Raw genomic sequence first — 18,913 nt, forward strand, 5'->3', positions numbered from 1 at the left:
CCTTCAAAAGCTTCCGAATAATCGATAAGCTTACTTAGTTCATCCACTGCGGGTCGCCGTGGAACGCCGGAAGCGGGTGAGGTCTGACAACGGCGCCGCCCTGCTCGTACGATTCGATCACCGCATACGTATATTCCAGCACAGCCAGCGCATCGCGTCCGGAGGCGCGGATATGCTCCCGTGGCACGCCGTTCGTGATATCCTCCAGGAAAGCATGCAGCCTGTTGTTAAAGGTGGAATTGAATTCGGTGACTCCCGAAGAGGTTACCTCAGGCTCAGGATGGGAGCCGATCGACGGAACGCCCTTCTGCGCCCGCCAGTAGGACACCTTCTCCACGCAGTTCTCTATGCAGAAGGTTCCCTTCGTGCCGCCGACCTCCATCGTCCACCAGCCGCCCAGGCCATACGTGGCATCGCCCCTTTGACTCAGCAGGTAGCCTGCGGCGCCGCTTGCGAACTTCACATGAATGCTGTTGATGGAAACCGTAATATCGCCTGCGCTTTTGCGGAAGCCCGCTTGATTCGAGAACGTCTGGATATGGGTAATATCGCCGCAGTAATAGCGCATGACGCTGAAAGGATGCGTTAAAAACGCTTTCATATGGAAGTAAGGCTGGCCTTTATCCTTCGGCGATTTCGGCACCGAATACAGCTCCTCGCCGCCGTTGAAGCCCATTTTGGCAAGGCAGTACACCGTTTCGCCGATATCGCCTGCATCCATATATTGTCTGGCTCTTTCCGCCGGTGCGGAGAAGTAGTGGTTCAGGTTGCAGCCCAGATACACCTTCTTCTCGGCCGCAAAGCGGACCAGCTCTCTTCCTTCGAGAATATTGTTGGCCAGCGGCTTCTCGATTAGCACATGCTTGCCGGCTGCGATCGCCTGCATGGCGGGCTCAAAATGCCAGCTCCCATTCTCGATGCCGCCTGTCGTAACATCTATGATTTCGATATCCGGCTCCTGCTGAAGCATAGCCTCCAGGCTGTAATAAGCTTTGACGCCATGCTTCTCAGCCGCTTTATCGGCCCGTTCCTTGACTACGTCGCATACGGCAACCAGCTGGGCCAGCGGCTCGCTTGCGTAGCAGTCTGCGTGCCGATTCCCGATTCCATTCATACCGACAATCCCGATTTTCAATGCCATACGTTTCCGTCCCGTCGCCCGGTCCGCCCATGCTTAAGCGTCCAAGCGGGGACTGCACCACCTTTCTTCGTTCAAGTGTAAAAAGCCCGGATTACGAAAGCTTCTACCTGGTGTCTGCCCTTCATCTGAATCTGCAAGTGCATCAAGTACATCTGTACTTGCATTTGCGTGGACAGATGAGCTGCATCTGAATCTGCGGCTTCATCTGCATCTTTATCTGTAACTCTTGCACTGGTATTCATTGTCTTATTTATCATAATCTTCCTTACAGGCTGCGGCATTGCCTATTGCGACATCCTCAGGGCCGATTGCGACATCGTCCAAGCACGCCCTGAGGAACTTTAAGAGCCATGTCTGGCCCGCCGTTCATCCTCCAGCGTGTCGTAACGCTCCCGCAGCGGGTTCTGAATCCACGCTTCCCAGGAGAGGCCCACCCCTTCCAGAATCGACTCGATCCTGCGCCGAAAAGGCAGCTGCGACTCCTGAATCTGCCGCAGCATCGGATCCGGCCGCCCGCCCAGCTTGCGGGCAACGAACCGCATCAGCTTCTCTTCGAGCTCTTCAGCGATGACCGGTTCCCGGTCGGCCAAATTGACAAGCTCCTGCGGGTTCGTCCAGCAGGTCGTACAGCTCCGTGACCGGGCGTTGGAACGGCCCCGGGTCATAATAACGGATCAGCTTATAGCGATCCGTACGGATGGCCCGCGCCGCCTGCCAGGCGCATTCGCTCAAGCAGACCTCCTCAAGCGTGCCGTCGGCCTCGCCAAGCATCGACGGCCACAGGGTGCTGCCGTCGACGCCGTCCGGAACGTGCAGCGCCGGCAAGCTCAAGCCCGGCGCTGCGGACCGGACAACGGCCTCAAGCACCGTCGGCAGCAGGCCGCATGCTGGACGAAGCCCTGCACGCGTCCGCCGGCTGGAATTTGCCCGGGCCACCGCAGGATCAGCGGCACATGCGACCGTCGGCTCGTAGAGACCGCAGTGATCCCAATAAATATCGTGCTCGGTCAAGCTCTCACCATGGTCCCCGAAGAGCACGAGCAGCGTCTCCTCCTTGATCCCAAGCTGGACCAGCGTTTCGTCCAGCTCGCGGAGCAGATCGTCCAAGTAGCGGATCTCTGCGTCGTACAGTGCATTCATATATTCCGCATCGGTCACAGGACCGAGCAGCTTGTAATGATGATGCTTGAAGAATGGATAGGCCGGATGCTCATAGGCCCGCTCCATGCTGGAGCCGCCCTCCCGGTAAGGGCCCTTGCTCGGTTCATAAAATGAAGGCACATAGGCTTCGGGCGGCAGGTAAGGCGTGTGCGCATCCCAATAATGAAGGAACAGGAAAAAGTCCTCATCCTTATGATCCCGAATCCACGGCAGCGCCAAATCGTTAACGGTTCTGCCGTCAATCCAGCGCTTGGGTCCCGAGCTGTTCAAATAATAGTTGTATCCGCGTGCAAACCATTCCTTGAGATTGTACAAATTATCTACGGCACAAGTGGTGAAGCCTGCTGTTTTCAGCTTGGACGGCAGCCACTCGACCGTTTTGGGCAAATAAGACAGGTCGGAGCCGTGCGAAACCAGGCCGGTGGTCAGGCCGATTTTGCCGGTAAAAATGGCCGAATGCGCTACTTCGGTCGGAATGTCGGCCGCATAAGCCCGCTCCATCAGGACTCCTTCCGAAGCGATCCGGTCGATATACGGACTCGTCGGCTTGCTGTATCCGTAGCAGCCCAGCCGGTCTGCGCGAAGCGTATCGAGCGAGATCATGATGATTTTCATCGGTTGCGCGCCTCCTGACCGTTTGCGTTCCCCGTCTCCGGCACCTCTTGACCGGCTGCGATGCACTGCTGTACGGCCAAATCGGCGATTTCCTTGTACCGGTTCCTGTACAGCCATTCCAAAATCCGCTCTGTATTCGCTTCCACAGTCTGATGCTGCGTATCGATTACGATATCTGCGCATTCGGGTTCCTCATACGCATCAGAAATACCTGTAAACTGCTGAATCTCCTGCCTTCTTGCCTTGGCGTAAAGCCCTTTCACGTCCCTGGCCTCACACTGCTCCAATGAGCAGTTTACATAAATCTCTACGTATCCGCTCACATGCTCCCGCAAATAGTCCCTCATTTCACGGTAAGGCGTAATTGCGGAAACCAGCACCATAATCCCATGCCGGGACAGCAGGTTGGCCACGAATGCCATGCGGCGGATATTTTCAAGCCGGTCTTCGCGGCTGAATCCAAGCCCTTTGCCGAGTGTCGTGCGTATGGCGTCCCCGTCTAGCAGTTCTACCGGTCTTCCGGCTTCCAGCAGCCGCTGGTACACCTGGACGGCGGTGGTCGTTTTCCCCGAGCCCGAGAGGCCTGTAAACCAAAGTACACTACCGCTGGAGCTTTCCATGTACTTGCCTCCTCTTTAGCGTTTTCTGTCTTATGCGAAAGCTTTATTATCGGGCGATCTTGCGACAGCCCCGACTCCTAGCTTTATTGTACTTTGCCCTCCGGGCCGGTTCATTGTGCATTCCGCCAATCGCATGGTCAATGCGGCCTGACTTGGATTGCAGCCCAGCCTTGATATACTAATGTACAGCCCTTGACCGGTACGGTCAGCCTTTGACCGATCCGGCCGTCATGCCGGCAACAATCTTTTTGTTAAAGAAGATAAACAAGATCAGCGGGGGCAGAGAAATCAGCACCACATCGGCAAACAGCAGGTTCCAGGACGTCAGGTACATGCTCATAAAGTTGTACAGCGTCAGCTGGACAGTGGCATTTTCGGAACCGGGCAAAAAGTACAGCGGATTGACGAAATCGTTAAACACGCTGACGGATTGAATAATAATGATGGTCGAGGATACCGGCTTCAGCAGCGGAAAAATGATATGCGTAAACAGCTTCAGTCCGCCGCAGCCGTCGATAAACGCGCTCTCGTCGATATCCCGGGGAATCGTCGCCGTGAACGCTTTGTACAAAATAGCGCAAAACGGAAAATGAAGCGCAATTTCGACCAGCGTCAGCCCCGGCAGCGTCTTGAACAGCCCTACCGTATTCAACACCCAGATGGTGGGCACGACAGCGGGAGGAATCATTAATCCGGCCAGCACAAGGAAATTCAAGAGCGCGGCGCCTCTTCCCTTCTCCCTGCGCTGCAGCACAAACCCGGCCAGCGAACTGAACACAACCATGCCCGCGATCGAAAGCACGGTCAGCACCGAGCTGTTAAAAAACGCGCGGACCAGCATATGATCTGCCGCAGCCAGCACCGCCTGATAATTCTCGATGATATGAAACGAATCCGGCCAGCTCATGTTCATATCCGCCGCTTTGGTAGGCGATTTGAACGAATTGATTATGACGAAGTAGAAGGGCACCCAGAATATAATGGTCGAGAGGATCAGCAGCAGAATGCTGACGCTCCATTTTTGTACCGTGCTGCTCACAGGTTCACCTCTCTTCTGTTCAGGAACATATACAGCGGAAATGCAAGCACCGAGATGGCGATAAATAAGATGACGTTGCCCGCCGTAGCCAGCCCGTAAAAACCGGCCTGATACTGCTTATAGATAATCGAAGCGATAAGGTCGGTGGAAAAGCCCGGCCCCCCTTTGGTCATAGCCCAAATGAGGTCGAAGGTCCGCAGCCCGCCGATAAACGCCAATATAATGACCGAGTTCATCGCCGGCCGGCTCAAGGGCAGGGTAATGTGCCAAAAGCCCCGGAACGCGTTGCCCCCGTCCATTTTCAGAGCTTCATAGTAATGCTGCGGAATGGACAAAATCCCGGCAATATAAATGACCGTTGCGATGCCGACACCCTTCCATACGTCGACCAGGGCGACGGAGAGCAGCGCGATCTTCGTATCGCCCAGCCAGTCGGGACCTTCGATGCCGATGGAGGCAAGTGCAGTGTTAATGACCCCTTGCGTCGGGTGCATCATCGTGCTGAACGCGATCCCTACGGCGATCGTACTGAGCAGCGTCGGGAAGAACACCATCGAGCGGAAATAATCCTTGAACCAAACGCGCGAGGTCAGCAATGTGGCCAGCAGCAGCGCAAGGATGACCTTCAGGCCGCAGGTGACGACCGCGAAGATGATCGTATTTTTAAAGCCGATTTTGAGTGAGGATTCCTCGAAGAACATCACATAGTTATCCAGGCCGATATACTGCCAGCTCGTTAGAGTCCATCGTGTCAAGCTGAAGAACAGCGACATGACGGTCGGCAGCAGGTAAAAAACAAAATAGATGATGCCTGCGGGCAGCAGGAACAAATAAGAGTACATTCTCTTTTGCGTCGTCGTCATTCATTTCCCTCCTGTACGGGTCTTTCTGCGGGTACGGATGAAACCGGCCCTGCAAGAAACGATTGCAGGGCCGGATATCCTATCGCATGGAAGCCAAGCGCAAGTGCTGGACGGTTAACGGCTGCGCCGCCCTTTTACCAGCCCGGCAGGTTGAGCTGCTGCGCCTGCTTCTTCACATCTTTATCGTAGTCGGCGGCTCCGTCTGCAGGCGATTTTTGTCCTGTGCCGACTTCAATCAGGATGCTTTCCAGGTTCGGCCCTTTCACCGGGGAAACGAATTCCAGCGCCGGCACCGTTTTGCCGTTGTCAAAGTAAGTCTGCATATCCTTTACTGCCTGATAAGCATCGTCCGGTACGTTGATTCCTTTGACAACATAAGGACCGTTCGCCTTGCTCTTGGACATGTAAGCCTTTTGGCCTTCCGCCGAGATGAGGAATTCAACGAACTTTTTGGCGGCCTCGACGTTCTTGCCCTTTTTATTAATATAGTAGGAGTTCGGCATCCAAACGGTAAAGCCGTTAATGTTCGGGTCATCGCTCGGAATCGGGAAGACGCCGACGTCCTTCTGCTTATCCGGATAGTTCTGGGCCAGAGCATCGATTGCGCTGGTCAGCATCGGATATTGGACGCCGGTTCCCTCTGCGAGCATTTTCAGGCCCGTATCATACGTGGTGGCGAGGAAATCTTTGTTATAGTAGCCTTTCTTGAACACTTCGCCGGTCATTTCAAAGCCGCGAAGCGCCGCCGGCGTTGTTGCATATTTGGCTTTGTTGGCCGTATAGTCCTGTGCGAATGTCGGGACCTGCGTCTGCACATTGTATTGATTCGCCAGCACGAACAGCTGGGAGGTCCATGTCGTCTTGTAGGAGCCGATGACCGCCGTTTTGCCTGCGGCTTTGATTTTGTCGCTGTTGGCGATAAATTCCGCCCATGTTTTCGGAACGCTCAGGCCAAGCTCCGCATAGACCTTCTTGTTGTACAGGATGCCGCCGACATTGGAGGAGCCGCCCGGAACGCCGAATACTTTGCCGTTGGAGCTGACGGTTTCCTTATACGAATCCAGCAGATTCGCCATATACGGCTCCTTGGACAGGTCGACGAAATTTTCCTCCGGATTCAGCGCCTTCAGCAGCGAGCCGGAGTTGTAGTACAAAATATCCGCCATCTCGCCTGTAGCCAGCCGCGTCTTGACCAGGTTGTCCCCTTCGGTGCCGTCCGGCTTAATATCAAATTTGATTTTGATATTAAGCTTCTTCTCGGCCTCGGCTGCAACCGCTTGCGTAGCAGGGTACGGCGTACCTGTCGAGCCGATCAGCAGCGTGAGCGTCGTCGGCTCCGCGGCCTTGCCGTCCGCAGGGGCTTTGCCGTCTCCGGAAGCCGGAGCCGTGCCTGAAGCCGGCTGGCCGGATGAGCTGCAGCCCGCTGCAAGCGCAGCGATCAAAGCCGCAGAAGTGAATACAGTAAACTTTCTGGCTCGGTTCATGTTTCGTTCCTCCTTTATTTGACAAACCGGCTGTTTCTTCATGCGTCGACCCTTCTCGTATTGTGGTGGCGTTGTCATGTTTTCATTGTATAGCCGGCGTCAGGTCCCGAATACATGCGATTTGTACGGAATAAGGGGGGGGATTTTTCCTATTTGATTGTCGGCCGCTTTCTCGCATAGTGCATCGGCGTCACCCCGACGAATTTTTTGAACAGAGCGCTGAAGTGCTTCGTGTCCTCGTAGCCGACCAGCTGGCTGACCTCCTGCAGCCGTTCAATGCCGCCGCTGAGCAGCTCCTTCGCCTTGCGGATCCGATAGCCTGCAATATAATCGGAGAAGGTCGTGCCCGTCTGGCTCTTGAACATACGCGACAAATAACCCAGGCTGACATGGTGCTCGGCCGCGAACTGCTGCAGCGAAATATTGTCCTGATAGTGGGCATGAATGTGCTGCAGCAGCACAGGCACGAGCCCTTTCGGATTCAAATCCTTGGGTTCCTGCCCGCAGTACAGGCTGAACAGCTTCTCCTTCAGCCAGTCGAACAGCTCGTCATAGCCGGTAAAATCATTCAAGCAGCGCACATCCTCCTGCAGGTCGTTCAAGCTTATCTTGTCGCTGCCGGAGGAAAGCAGATGATATTTCAGGGAGAACAGCACATCCTGGATAAATAACCGCAGCTGGCGTTTCGTCACCCGCTTCAGGCGCATCTCCTCGACAATTTGCCCGAGCATCTCCTGCCCCTTCAGCAGCTCGCCTTTCTTGCAGTGAACCTCCATGATGCGCACCTTGTCCCATACGCTTAACAGCTCCGCCTCCTTCGGCTTCGCCCCGAACGGCAAATAAGTGCTCATCCCGAAGATCATATGCTCCTCCAGCGAGTCCTTCAAGCCTGCATAAGCACGGCGCAGCGGACGGCTCTCTTCTTTGATGGCGACGGCCATATGCGCCGGGACCGGCAGCTGCTGGAGCGTCTCATAAAGCCGCAGCAGCACAGGCTGCATGGCAGCCGTCTGCGCCGTTGCGGCGATCGGCACAAGCAGCACCCGCTGCCGGCAGTCCAGGCCCACGCATTGAATGAGCGAGGAAGGATAAGGCGGCTGAGCCAGCTGCCGGAGCCAAGCGTCAAAATCGAGCTCAGCGATTTTCCACCCTTTGATCCGCGGATCTTTTTCCAGCGAGAGCAGCACGATGGCGTATAATCGTTCGTTCCATTCGCGCCAAAGCTCCGCATCCGGCACGCTGTCGTCTTCGGCCAGCAGCATTTGGGCGAGCGAGCCGTTCACCCAGGCGTCACGGCGCCGATGCTCCTGCTCCAGCTGATTAAGCGCTTTATCTACCGCTTGATACAGCACTTCTTTTTTTACCGGCTTCAGCAAATATTCGCCCACGCCGAACTGCATCCCCTGCCGGGCATATTCGAATTCGTCATGAACGCTCAGGATCATGCACTTGACGGCGGAATCCAGCTTAGTCAGCTGCTCGATCAGCTCCAGACCGTCGATGCCCGGCATGTTGATATCCGTTATGACAAGACTGGGGCGCAGGTCGGCCGCCGCCGCCAGCGCGTCATCCCCATTGTCGAAGGCATAGATGCGGTGCTCCGGCTCATAGCGGGCCAGCAGCGTCTCCAGCTCCGCCAGCGCCCAGCGCTCATCCTCCACTACATAAATGTTCAAAGTGCAGCCTCCTTCGCCGAATTGTGTTTCACAGCGAACGGTATCACAAGCGATACCGAAGTGCCTTCACCCGGCTTGCTGTATATATTCAAGCCGTACTCTTTGCCGTAATAAAGCTGAATGCGCTGCCGTATATTGAGCAGGCCGATGCCATGGGAAACCTCATCGTAAGGGTTCAGCGGGTTCGTCTTGCGAAGCGCCTCATCCAGGCGTGACTTCTCCTTGTCCGAGATGCCTTCCCCGTTATCCTGTACGGTTATAGTAAGCACGCCCTGCGCTTCCGCCGCCTGGATCGTGATGCAGCCTCCCGCTTTCATTCGGCGCAGCCCGTGATTCACCGCATTCTCCACGAGCGGCTGAACCGTCAGCTTGAGAATGGATGCTTGCAGCAGCTCCGGCGGAATGTCGCAGCGAAGCCGGATCCGGCTGCCGAACCGGTGCTGCTGAATTTTGAAGTAATTGTCGATATGCTCAATTTCCTCCCGCAGTGTGACGGGCTGGTGCAGGTTTTTCATGCTGTATTGGAAAAGTCCGGCAAGCGATTCGGAAATTTCGGCGACCTCTTCGATGCCGCGCAGCCGGCTGATGGATTTCATGATGTTGAGGGTGTTGTACAGAAAATGAGGGTTAATCTGAGCATGCAGCGCCGACAGCTGGGCGTTCTTCTCCGCCAGCTTCGATTCGTACACCTCGTGGATCAAATGGGAAATGCTGCTGAGCATATGGTTATACATCCGGCTCAGCTTGCCGATTTCGTTGCGTCCCGTATATTCGACCCTGTGGCTGAAGTCGCCCAGCTCCACACGCGACATGTTGCGCATCAGATGGCTCAGCGGCAGGGTGATTTGATGAGATAAAAAGTAGGAGACGGCCGCAATGGAAAGCATCGTCAAAATGCCTACCACCAGCACGATATCCTGAATCCGTTTTTGCTTCAGCAGCAGCACATGCTTCGGGAGTAAAATGACCGTATACCACCCGGTATAGTCTGGACCTGACAAAGGTGTACAGGTAGTCGGTATCCTTCCAGCGCAGCTCGCCTTCCGATCCGGGGCGCTCAAACACGCCGGTATCGAACCTCCCCTGGCCTTCCCCGTTCAGGGTGCTGCCGTTTTCATAAATGATCCGGCCTTCATCCGCCACGATCAGCACATGCATCGTGCTCTCCAGCTCGTTGGCCGTAGCATTGGCAAGCACCATATTGAATGCGTTTACATTGATCTGAATACTTACAAAGCCGATGATCGTCTGCGTCGGGATTTTTGTAATCTTGCGGATAAAAGAAACGACTCTTTCGGGAGAGCCCTCTTTATCGGTATGTACCTCAACGGATGGCAGCAGAGCGAACGGCTTCCGGTTCAGAGAACCCGAGAAATCCTTCAGCTGCTCTTCCGACAGCAGCTCCCGCGGCTTCGGCTCCACCAGCTTCGAATATTGATACAGGTGCTTATCCAGCGAGTAAATGGACATGCTCTGAACGTAGGTTTTGGGGTAAGAGAAATTAAACAGGATGGGATTGAGCTTGTAGCCGACCACTTCCTTCTCGATCGGATCGGACGCCTTGTAGAAATCGAACAAGATATTCTGGATCGACGGGTCGATGGAAATCGCCAGCGACAGCTCCTCCACGCTCTGCATGTACAAATCGATCATCTCCGAAAACTGCTTCGAAATAATGTTCGATAAAGAGAACGTCTGATGCTGAATATCGCTGGTATTCTTATAATAGAAAATAGAGCAGGTAATCCCGACAATAAACAAGGATACGACGGAAAAAGAAATAAACATTTTCGTCTTCAGCATCCGGTCATTCCAGCGGCGCATGCTTCCCCCTCCTCGGCCTGCGGAAGTCAAGAGGATTCACGGTATTTGCCCGGCGAGCAGCCGACCTCGCGATGAAACAGCCGGCTGAAAAAAGCCGGGTCCTCGTAGCCGACACGACCCGCGATGGTGATGACCTTCTCGTCGGTCTCCAGCAGCAGATGCTTCGCCCGCTCGATCCGTATCCGGTGAATCATGTCCACGACGGTCATGCCCAGAGACTCCTTGAAAATCCGGTTCAGCTGCCTGGAGCTGATATTAAACAGCTCGCACAGCACGGGGATGGATACTTTCTTATCGTAATACCGCTCCAAATAGCCGCAGATACGGCGGACAAGCAGCTGCTTGGCGCTGCTGCGCACGGTTTCCTTGCCGCACTGCCCTTCCGCCTGCCTGTAAGCGCGGGACAGCAGGATCAGCAGCTCCACCATTTGAAGGCGGATCAGCGTTTCGAAGCCGGGCTGGCGGTTATCGAATTCATGGATAATGGTTTCGAGCAGAAACAGCGAGCGGGTCGCATCCTGCCCGTTCAAATTCAGGCAGCGATGAAACCGCTCTCTTTTATCAAGAAACGGGTGCACGTAGAAGTAGTCCATTGACTGGGAAATGCCCAGATCCAGCAGCCAGTTGCCCTGAATCAAATCGGGCATGAACAGGCAGTTGATAATTTCGATTTCCTTGCCCGGATTAATACTGTAGGTGTGCACCTCGCCGGGATTAATAATAAATACGTCGCCCGAGCGAATCTCGTAATAATTCCCTTCAAATACATGCTGCGCTTCCCCCCGGACCACATAGACCAGTTCCACGAAGTCATGCCCGTGCAGCAGCGGCACATGCTCATGATCGTGAAAAAACCGGCGGATCCAGAACGGAAACGAATGCTCCTTAATAAATTGGCTGCTGTGTAACTGTTTCTCCATTGGGAAAACCTCCTGCATAGTTTACGAAGGAATGCCTGCTCCGCAAGCGGATTTCCCGTGACGTGACTACAACGGGAGGCCGCCGGCTTTAATGAAGCCGCGAGATTGGAGCTTAGGCTGGATAACAATTTGAAACCCCTTTAGAAAGGTCATTTACCGACAGACGGCCAATCCTGAAAGCGGTTTGTACATTTGCAAGCGCATAGTTGTATGACGACCCACAACCTAATCATACGGGAAGCCGGAAATTCGGTCATGGTCAATTCAGACATTATTATAGCTGATTTGTACGCAAAAAAGCAGGAAAACTGTCGCTTTCTTCAGCTGCAGAAAAAGCGACTTGATTCGGCAAGCGTTCATGCCGCGGATGAACAGGCTTTTGACAGGCTTTGCTCCCGCAAGCCACAGTAAAAAGACCGGCGGCGGAGAGCTTGACGTTTCCCGCGCGCGGTCCTGCCTTTCCGGCAACGCTGCCGGCCGAATTACATATACGTAATATTTTTCCCGTAAAATATTTCGTCCATTTCCCATTTCAGACTCTTGGTAATGTCCTCCTGCTCTTCTCTGGACAGCTTGTCCTTCGTATAGCCGAACAAGTAATTGTTTAGATCGAACTCCCGCAGCTTGCATTTGGTATGAAAAATATTTTCCTGATACACGTTCACGTCGATCATATCGTAGAGGGATTTGATCTCGTCGGGAATATAGTTCTGAATCGAACTGATCTCATGATCGATAAAATGCTTATGGCCGCTAATATCCCGTGTAAACCCGCGGACCCGGTAATCCATCGTCATGATGTCCGTATCGAAGGAGCGGATCAAATAATTCAGCGCTTTCAGCGGCGAGATTTCCCCACAGGTCGATACGTCGATGTCGGCGCGGAATGTGCTGATGCCTTCATCCGGATGATATTCGGGATATGTATGTACGGTGATATGGCTCTTATCCAGGTGCATCACCACATTATCAGGCAGAGGTCCGGGCGACTCCTCGAACGATTCTGTAGACGCCGTCTCCACCGGCCCCTCCGACACCAGCATCGTAACGCTGGCTCCCTGCGGCTCATAATCCTGCTTGGCCACATTCAGCACGTGGGCTCCGATGATTTCCGACACATGATTTAAAATATTCGTTAACCGGTCCGCATTATACTGCTCATCGATATATTCCAGGTACGCCCTGCGTTCCTCGCTCGTCTTCGTGAAGCAAATATCGTACATATTGAAGCTTAAGGTTTTCGTCAGATTGTTAAAGCCATGCAGCGTGATCCGCTGTTCCGGTGTCCATTTCAATGGGGCTCTCCTCCTTTACCTTCAGTATGTCTTCTTTCCTTTTTCTGTATGCCTGATTTCTCCGCGGGAACGTCCGCTTCCTCATGTATTACCACTTTGACCCCGATTAAAAACAATATCAGGGCCAATTTCCTGCTGGCCGGATGGAACAGGAGTCCAAACATATGCCCCTGTCCCTACATAAGCTAGACATGTGACCGAAGAGAGGAGGATGCAAGTATGGGCGGTTTTGGCGGATATGAGTCTTCTGCTTCGATTCTGGTTCTGTTTATTCTGCTGGTTATCGTCGGTTGTTCTCTGTTGTTCTTCGGATAATGAGAGCCACCCCGGCTTGCTTTAAGCTAAAAGAATGACCTCCACCGATGTGGAGGCCAGAGCGTTGATAAACCCATGGATTGGTATGTGGTACTCCGGTGGGGTATCCTTCTCCAGCCGCTGTTGAAATCCGTGAATTGGATTAAATTAAGCGGTATTTCATGGATTTCAAAGGCGGACGTAAACTCTTCCAAAGGATACCCCACCTGCGTTTGGTACGCATGGTTCTTTATCGACTCGACAGCCTGACCTCCACCGGTGTGGAGGCCTTACATACTTATTCGGTATCCGTCATGTTTAATTCGGTCCTGCTGCTGATCCCATCACTCACCGCATAGCGCCGGAGCACGAGATACAGCTCGGCCTTGGTCGAATTCGCGTAAGGCTCAACGAACAGCATACCGACTACGAGCGCAAGGGCGCCGAGCAAATACCAGCCTAGAAAAGACAGGTCGAGCACGAACATGTTCCATTTATGTCCGCGGGTCATCTCCCTGCTTAACGTTACGGCCCGTTTGGAGCCGATCTGCGGATTGTCCGCCAAAATATACGGCACCATGCTGTACGAATAAGCTTTGATAATGCCGGGAATGAAGAACAGCAGGAACCAAAGGAAATTGAATACCGCTCTAAGCAGCATAGCCTTGACGATGGCCCCGTATTTCCCCCGGGCAAACGCATAGCCCAAATAGTTCATATTTACCTCGGCCAGCGCCGCCTGTTTAAAATATTGGCGTACGCCTACCTCCAGCGGAAAGCCGAGAAAAATGCGGAAGGCAATGACCGCTAAACCTATCACGATACCTAGAATGACAGCGATAATCATCACGGCGATGAATGCCGTATGGTCCGTTGCAGCATGCCAATCCTGATTCAATCCGGGCATCAGCGAGCTTGAAACGCCGCCTGGCTCTGTACGTCCTCCGATACGATTTTGAAAATTGCAGCTGGGCATGCCGCCGCTTATGACAAGCATCAGCAGGCTGACGAGGAACGCCTTCCAATACGACGTTCTAAGCGTATCCTTTGCCCGCTCTTTCAGTTCTCTGCGCGTCCACATTACCGCTTCGCCCTCCTTTTCATGGAACAATTCAAACCGTAAAACAAGCCGCACAGCTGAAGCTTCACGAGAGGCCGTTACATTTTTCCCTGGCGAATCCAGCTTAATATGCGGAAGGTGCCGAGAAGCGCAACGATAAGCAGCAGCGCCAGTCTTAGCAGCCATGAGTTCAGCAGATGCAGCTTGCGAAGCTCTTCGCCGTTCAGCATGACAAAAACGGTCAACCCGATGAACACCAGGTACATCGCTATATTCGGCACCATCCATAGAACTCGCAGCTTTCTATTCTTCATTGCATTCACCTCTGCCGGAGAATCCGGAGCTTCCCCGTTCCTTCCAGTTGTTTGATGACCGGATGCCCCTTGCAGCTCCTTCGCAGGCGCCCAAAATCCCTCATTATTATAACAATTCCGCTAAAATTTGGATATAAAAAACTGCAGCCTCTCCACAACCCATAGAGTATACTTGTTCCGCTATGGTATAATGTTTAATATTATGCGTTGGGTCACGGAGGGATGAGACAACATGGCTTTCGGCATCAGGAGAAGCGAATTGCAGCAGTGGAAAGCAGCCGTGGCTCGCGGCGAGCTGGCGTTTCTCACCCACTATTGGTACGATCCCCGCTTTCCGGACATGAAGACTGTAACCAAAGTCGGCTGCGCCGATTTAGATAAGCTGACCGCCTGGTGCACAGCGAACGGACTGAATCCCAGGTACATTCACCACCGCCGTTCCTTCCCCCATTATGATCTGATGGGAGCCAAGCAAATCGAAATATTGCGCAAAGAGCTGCTCTATTCCCATCTGGAGCGGTTTCATATCATGTACAAAGAATAGGAGTCGTCATATGGATATTATTGAGCTTTCCATGCATTTAATTGATGAAGATACAGATCAGCCCAGATATCAGTTCGACGAGGATGCGCTGCAGGAGCTTATGAAAAGCATCGACGAGCTCGGTCTGCTGTCCCCGATCAAAGTAAGAACCGTCCCCGGCGGGCGGTACAAAATTATTTACGGCAACCGCCGATACAAAGCGAGCCAAATGCTGGGACGCCCGACGATTCCGTGCATTGTCTCTAACGTGACGGATGAAACGGAAATTTACCTGGAGCAAATCGCGGAAAATTTGACGAGGGAAGGCTTCTCCCCCATTGAAGAAGCGGAGGCGTTTCATAAGCTGTTGAACGACCCGAAATTCAGCAGCTCGACCAAATTTCTGTCCAGCCGGCTGGGCAAGCCCGAATCGTACATAAAAAATAAATGCGAGCTGTTAAAATTCGGCGGCGCCGTCAAAAAGCTGATTGTCAGCGGAACCGAAATCCGAAAGGACAAGCTGACGGAGGATCAGCTTCTCCCTCTGAAGGATTTGCCGCTGGAGCACCGCGATCCTCTGGCGCTGATCATGGCCAGGGATGAAATGCCGGTCAGCGATGTGAAGAAGATCGCCAAGCTGTTTAAGGACAAAACCATCTCGTCCGGCACGAAGGACAAGCTGCTGTATAAATCGGGCCACGAGCTGCTGGAAACGTGGTCTGTCTACGAGCAGAACCGGGCCGAGCCGGTCCAAGCCCGCCGCAGCCAAAGCGGCCAAGAGCGATAAAGCCGGGCAAAAAGAAGCGGCGCCGGCAGCTGCGGCTCAAGCGCAGGCTGCGGTACCTGCGGGCATCGCAGTCCCGGCAGCGCCGCAGCAGCAACGCTCCGGCTTAACGCCGCTGGAGAGCAGGCTGCAGCAGCTGCTCGCCGCTCTTCCTGCCGGCGGCGCGCTGCCCGAGTCTGAAGCGGAGGCAGCCGCAGCGCCGCAGGATCGGGAGCAGTTCGCTCAAGATGTTGAGCGGCTTATCGAGACGCTGGAGAGCCACCTGGCCGCTTGGAAGAGCGTACAGGAGCTGACGAAAGCCGGCTTGCTGACGGCAAGCGCAGCCGCCGAATAGCTCTTATAGATAATGCACCCTATGCTGTATTATTTGTAAGCTTCGCGGCTTGCAAAACGGCCGCTGGAGCAGGACCCGTTGAATGAAGAATGGGTCCTTTTCCTTTTCTTATGCGTTCGGGTCCCAGAGCCGTTCCACCCGGGCAAGCTTCTGGTCTTCCCAGGTCAGCTTATAAATGTCAGGCTTGCTGGTTTGCGTCCAAAATTCAAAACCGTAGCTTTCATCGAATGCATTCAGCAGGATCGTCATAATATTCCCGTGCGTGCCCATCGCGATCTTCCTGCCCTGTTGTTCCTTCAACAAAGCCTGTACGACCGGAACCGCCCGTTCCTGCGCACGGCGCGTGCTTTCTCCTCCGGGCAGACAAAAGTCTTTATCGATAAACGACCGTCGGATGCCGTCAAGCAGCTGTTCTTCCGGAATATGGATCTCCATGCTTCCGACCGCTCGTTCATTCAGCGCTTCCAGTTCCCGGATGGACTTGCCCATCCGCTCCGCTAACGGTCTGATCGTCTCTACCGCCCTAACATAAGCGCTGGAGACAAAGACATCGATGCCCTCGTCCTTTAAGATGTCCGCAATTTTAAGGGCATCCTCATGTCCCTTGGCGGAAAGCCCCCGCGTCCGCTCGCTTCCCAGCACGAACGGAGATACTGCATGCCTGATCATATAAATATAAGTTTCTGCCACGTTTCTGCCTCCCTCACGTTGGTGATGAAATCCCCGTCAAACTCTAGTTCATTCCTCCTACTGGTTACCGGATTACCTCGATTAATTCGACTGAGTCCTCTTTGGAAAACCGCTTGTCGAATGGATTGTCCCATACAAAGAATATTTCTGCCACGCTATCGGTATACCATACCTCGTAATAAACCGTTTCGATCACTTTTCCATCCACACGCTGGAAATAAAACTGGTAGTCCGGCGGTGCTTCCTTGCGTTTTACGTCTTTTTTCCACTCCCCGTTTTTTACATTGACCATACTCCTAACTTTGGAAACCGTCTTCGGGTCTGTCACTTCTTTGTAGTTTTCGAACTTGTTTTCCAGACCGGCTCTCTTCAAAACGATTAATTTTACAGCATCGGGACCCTCGCTGTTCTCGCATCCGGCAGATAATACCGTGATGATAACAAACATAATCAGGATGGAAACGGCTCTCATGCATACCTCTCATTCTGTAGTGTGGCAAACGAGGCTTACTGCTGCCTCTATTGAGTTTCAAGTTCACGCAAAGCAAAGGGCAGGCTGTGCCGGTTATTCTTCTTGTCGATCCAGCGATTCAAGCGGCTGCGCCTCCCACTGCATGCCTGTCCTAACATCGCCCGGATAAGGGATATGTTATAATGGGGGACACATCCTGAACAACGAGAGGTCGTTTTTTTTTATGAAATTTGTCATTAGGCTAAGGGCGTTTAATTTTTTGTATTTTGCCATGCTGGCCATGTTTCTTTCGTTTCTTCCCGTTTATCTTGATGCCCAGGGGCTTACTGCGACCCGGATCGGCCTCATTATTGGGACCGGCGGAATCATTACGATTATTGCCCAGCCTTTATGGGGAATCATCAGCGACCGCAGCCGGACGATAAAGAAGGTCATGCTGCTGCTGCTTGTCTGCTCGACGATCATAGGCTCCATGCTCTACGCATCCGGGAGCTTTGTTCTCCTGCTTCTGTTTACCATGCTGCTCTACTTCTTTCTCATGCCGCTGGACCCGTTGACGGAAAGCTTGAATTTCCAGACCGGTGAGGCATACGGAGCCAGCTATGGGTCGATCCGGACCTTCGGTGCCGTCGGGTACGCCGTCATGTCTCTAGCTGTAGGCTATGCCATGCTGTACTTCGGAAGCCGCAGTCTGTCGTTCCTGTTCGCGGTTATGGGTATCCTCAGCCTGATCGTATGCAGCTCGCTGGCGGATGCCCCGGCTGCAGGCAAGCCCGTCACTTTCAAAAGCTTACGGAGCTTCCTAAGCTATCGCCAGACCGTCTGGTTCCTGCTGCTGATCTTTATTACAGCCGTTCCCCAGCGGATCAACGATACGTTCCTGGGCGTCTATATCCGCAGCCTGGGCGGAAGCCCAGAGCTGGTCGGCCAAGCCTGGTTTTTTGCTGCAGGCAGCGAAATTCTCGTGTTCGCCTTAAGCTTCTGGTGGCTCCGCAAAGGCAAAGAGCTGCTGATCATTTCTTTCTCAAGCGTATTTTACGTTACCCGGTTTTTCATATCGGCGTGGATCACCGATCCGCAGTCGCTGGTTTTGGTCCAGATTCTGCAGACGTTCACCTTTCCCGTATTTTATTCGGCGGCGATTCAATATTTATACCGGATCGTACCGGAGGAATGGCGGGCCACAGGACAAACCGTGCTGGCCCTGCTCTTTTTTGGCGTATCCGGCATTGCAGCGTCTTATGCAGGCGGATGGCTGTATGAGCTCCTTGGCGGTCATACTTTGTACTTGGTCATTTCCTCCATCTCTCTTGTCGGGCTCCTATTCAGCTTATCGCTGTACGCCTTGTATGAGCGAGGTTCCCATATTGCCGTACAGGAAAAATAAAGAAGCTTCCATTCGGAGCTTCAGGCTGTTAAGAAACCCGCTCTAAATAAAGACGCAGGCGGTGGTATCCAAGCTTACAAAGCCCGTTTTTCTTCGAAAAACGCTTAGTTTACGCCCGCCTTTGAAATTCGTGAACATACCATCAAATCTAATTTCAACTCACGGATTTCAACTGCGGCTGGGGGAGGATAGCCCACCGGGGTATCACATAAATTTTGGGTTCCTCAACAAGTTTCTGACAACTTTCCGCCCTCAGCCTGCGGTTACCAAGGGAGACAGCCAGGGCGAGCCGTTTCCTTTCCTCGGCTTCTTACCCGATTTTTTCTTCAATCCGCTTACATATCCGCAGCCACAGCCGCAGCTACATATTCTCATGCCTTATTCCTCCCATGCATTCCTGCTGTTCTTTACGGTATA

20 protein-coding genes are annotated in these 18,913 nt (G+C 53.4%); 4 read left to right on the forward strand and 16 right to left on the reverse strand.

Translation table 11 applies throughout. The annotated features are described in order from the left end of the window. Window positions 1–34: 34 nt before the first annotated feature. The 12 genes from ACHHV8_RS17820 to speD form a co-directional block, all read right to left on the reverse strand. Window positions 35–1,141, reverse strand: a complete 1,107-nt coding sequence (locus tag ACHHV8_RS17820; RefSeq protein ID WP_395160177.1) for a Gfo/Idh/MocA family protein — start codon at window positions 1,139–1,141, stop codon at window positions 35–37. 341 nt (window positions 1,142–1,482) lie between these two features. Beyond that, window positions 1,483–1,731, reverse strand: coding sequence for a hypothetical protein (locus tag ACHHV8_RS17825; protein ID WP_395160179.1), 249 nt, complete (start codon window positions 1,729–1,731; stop codon window positions 1,483–1,485). Next, the gene (locus tag ACHHV8_RS17830; protein WP_395160181.1) at window positions 1,703–2,917 is read right to left on the reverse strand and encodes a sulfatase family protein; all 1,215 of its coding nucleotides are present in this window, start codon (window positions 2,915–2,917) and stop codon (window positions 1,703–1,705) included. Before ACHHV8_RS17830 ends, ACHHV8_RS17825 begins: the two co-directional genes overlap by 29 nt. Then, complete coding sequence (gene cysC, locus ACHHV8_RS17835; RefSeq protein ID WP_395160183.1) at window positions 2,914–3,537, reverse strand: adenylyl-sulfate kinase; 624 nt, start codon at window positions 3,535–3,537, stop codon at window positions 2,914–2,916. Before cysC ends, ACHHV8_RS17830 begins: the two co-directional genes overlap by 4 nt. 205 nt (window positions 3,538–3,742) lie before the next feature. After that, complete coding sequence (locus ACHHV8_RS17840) at window positions 3,743–4,576, reverse strand: carbohydrate ABC transporter permease (protein ID WP_395160185.1); 834 nt, start codon at window positions 4,574–4,576, stop codon at window positions 3,743–3,745. After that, complete coding sequence (locus ACHHV8_RS17845; protein WP_395160187.1) at window positions 4,573–5,439, reverse strand: carbohydrate ABC transporter permease; 867 nt, start codon at window positions 5,437–5,439, stop codon at window positions 4,573–4,575. The genes ACHHV8_RS17840 and ACHHV8_RS17845 overlap by 4 nt, the downstream gene beginning before the upstream one ends. A gap of 134 nt (window positions 5,440–5,573) precedes the next feature. Then, window positions 5,574–6,923, reverse strand: a complete 1,350-nt coding sequence (locus tag ACHHV8_RS17850) for an ABC transporter substrate-binding protein (RefSeq protein ID WP_395160189.1) — start codon at window positions 6,921–6,923, stop codon at window positions 5,574–5,576. A gap of 149 nt (window positions 6,924–7,072) precedes the next feature. Further along, window positions 7,073–8,599, reverse strand: coding sequence for a response regulator (locus ACHHV8_RS17855; RefSeq protein ID WP_395160191.1), 1,527 nt, complete (start codon window positions 8,597–8,599; stop codon window positions 7,073–7,075). Then, window positions 8,596–9,420: a sensor histidine kinase gene (locus tag ACHHV8_RS17860; protein ID WP_395160193.1), complete on the reverse strand. Its 825-nt coding sequence runs from the start codon at window positions 9,418–9,420 to the stop codon at window positions 8,596–8,598. The genes ACHHV8_RS17855 and ACHHV8_RS17860 overlap by 4 nt, the downstream gene beginning before the upstream one ends. After that, a complete protein-coding gene (locus tag ACHHV8_RS17865; RefSeq protein ID WP_395160195.1) occupies window positions 9,326–10,423 on the reverse strand; it encodes a cache domain-containing protein in 1,098 nt (365 codons plus the stop codon). The genes ACHHV8_RS17860 and ACHHV8_RS17865 overlap by 95 nt, the downstream gene beginning before the upstream one ends. Window positions 10,424–10,449: 26 nt before the next feature. Then, entirely contained in the window at window positions 10,450–11,343 is an 894-nt protein-coding gene (locus tag ACHHV8_RS17870; protein ID WP_395160197.1) for an AraC family transcriptional regulator, read from the reverse strand. 482 nt (window positions 11,344–11,825) lie between these two features. Then, on the reverse strand, window positions 11,826–12,638 hold the full coding sequence (speD, locus tag ACHHV8_RS17875) for an adenosylmethionine decarboxylase (protein ID WP_395160199.1): 813 nt from the start codon (window positions 12,636–12,638) through the stop codon (window positions 11,826–11,828). A 219-nt stretch (window positions 12,639–12,857) separates the two neighbouring features. Here speD and ACHHV8_RS17880 point away from each other — a divergent pair, with 219 nt between their 5' ends. Continuing rightward, on the forward strand, window positions 12,858–12,953 hold the full coding sequence (locus ACHHV8_RS17880; protein ID WP_395160201.1) for a YjcZ family sporulation protein: 96 nt from the start codon (window positions 12,858–12,860) through the stop codon (window positions 12,951–12,953). A 277-nt stretch (window positions 12,954–13,230) separates the two neighbouring features. On the opposite strand, the gene ACHHV8_RS17885 is transcribed toward ACHHV8_RS17880, so the two are convergent. Continuing rightward, on the reverse strand, window positions 13,231–14,013 hold the full coding sequence (locus tag ACHHV8_RS17885) for a DUF975 family protein (RefSeq protein WP_395160203.1): 783 nt from the start codon (window positions 14,011–14,013) through the stop codon (window positions 13,231–13,233). 77 nt (window positions 14,014–14,090) lie between these two features. After that, the gene (locus ACHHV8_RS17890; protein ID WP_395160205.1) at window positions 14,091–14,306 is read right to left on the reverse strand and encodes a hypothetical protein; all 216 of its coding nucleotides are present in this window, start codon (window positions 14,304–14,306) and stop codon (window positions 14,091–14,093) included. A gap of 232 nt (window positions 14,307–14,538) precedes the next feature. Here ACHHV8_RS17890 and ACHHV8_RS17895 point away from each other — a divergent pair, with 232 nt between their 5' ends. Together ACHHV8_RS17895 and ACHHV8_RS17900 are read left to right on the forward strand one after the other, a co-directional pair. After that, window positions 14,539–14,850 carry a hypothetical protein gene (locus ACHHV8_RS17895; protein WP_395160207.1) on the forward strand — a complete coding sequence of 104 codons (312 nt, stop codon included), beginning with the start codon at window positions 14,539–14,541 and terminating at the stop codon, window positions 14,848–14,850. Between the two features lie 10 nt (window positions 14,851–14,860). Beyond that, complete coding sequence (locus ACHHV8_RS17900) at window positions 14,861–15,616, forward strand: ParB/RepB/Spo0J family partition protein (protein ID WP_395160209.1); 756 nt, start codon at window positions 14,861–14,863, stop codon at window positions 15,614–15,616. 439 nt (window positions 15,617–16,055) lie between these two features. Here ACHHV8_RS17900 and ACHHV8_RS17905 read toward each other — a convergent pair whose 3' ends face one another. Further along, window positions 16,056–16,637, reverse strand: coding sequence for a histidine phosphatase family protein (locus tag ACHHV8_RS17905; protein WP_395160211.1), 582 nt, complete (start codon window positions 16,635–16,637; stop codon window positions 16,056–16,058). A gap of 64 nt (window positions 16,638–16,701) precedes the next feature. Then, window positions 16,702–17,109 (reverse strand): hypothetical protein, encoded by a 408-nt coding sequence (locus tag ACHHV8_RS17910; protein WP_395160213.1) that lies wholly within the window; start codon window positions 17,107–17,109, stop codon window positions 16,702–16,704. A gap of 223 nt (window positions 17,110–17,332) precedes the next feature. Between ACHHV8_RS17910 and ACHHV8_RS17915 the strand changes: the two genes are divergently transcribed. Continuing rightward, window positions 17,333–18,496: an MFS transporter gene (locus tag ACHHV8_RS17915; RefSeq protein ID WP_395160215.1), complete on the forward strand. Its 1,164-nt coding sequence runs from the start codon at window positions 17,333–17,335 to the stop codon at window positions 18,494–18,496. Window positions 18,497–18,913 lie beyond the last annotated feature (417 nt).

This window comes from Paenibacillus sp. TAB_01 (assembly GCF_043945595.1).
Lineage (GTDB): Bacteria > Bacillota > Bacilli > Paenibacillales > NBRC-103111 > Paenibacillus_S.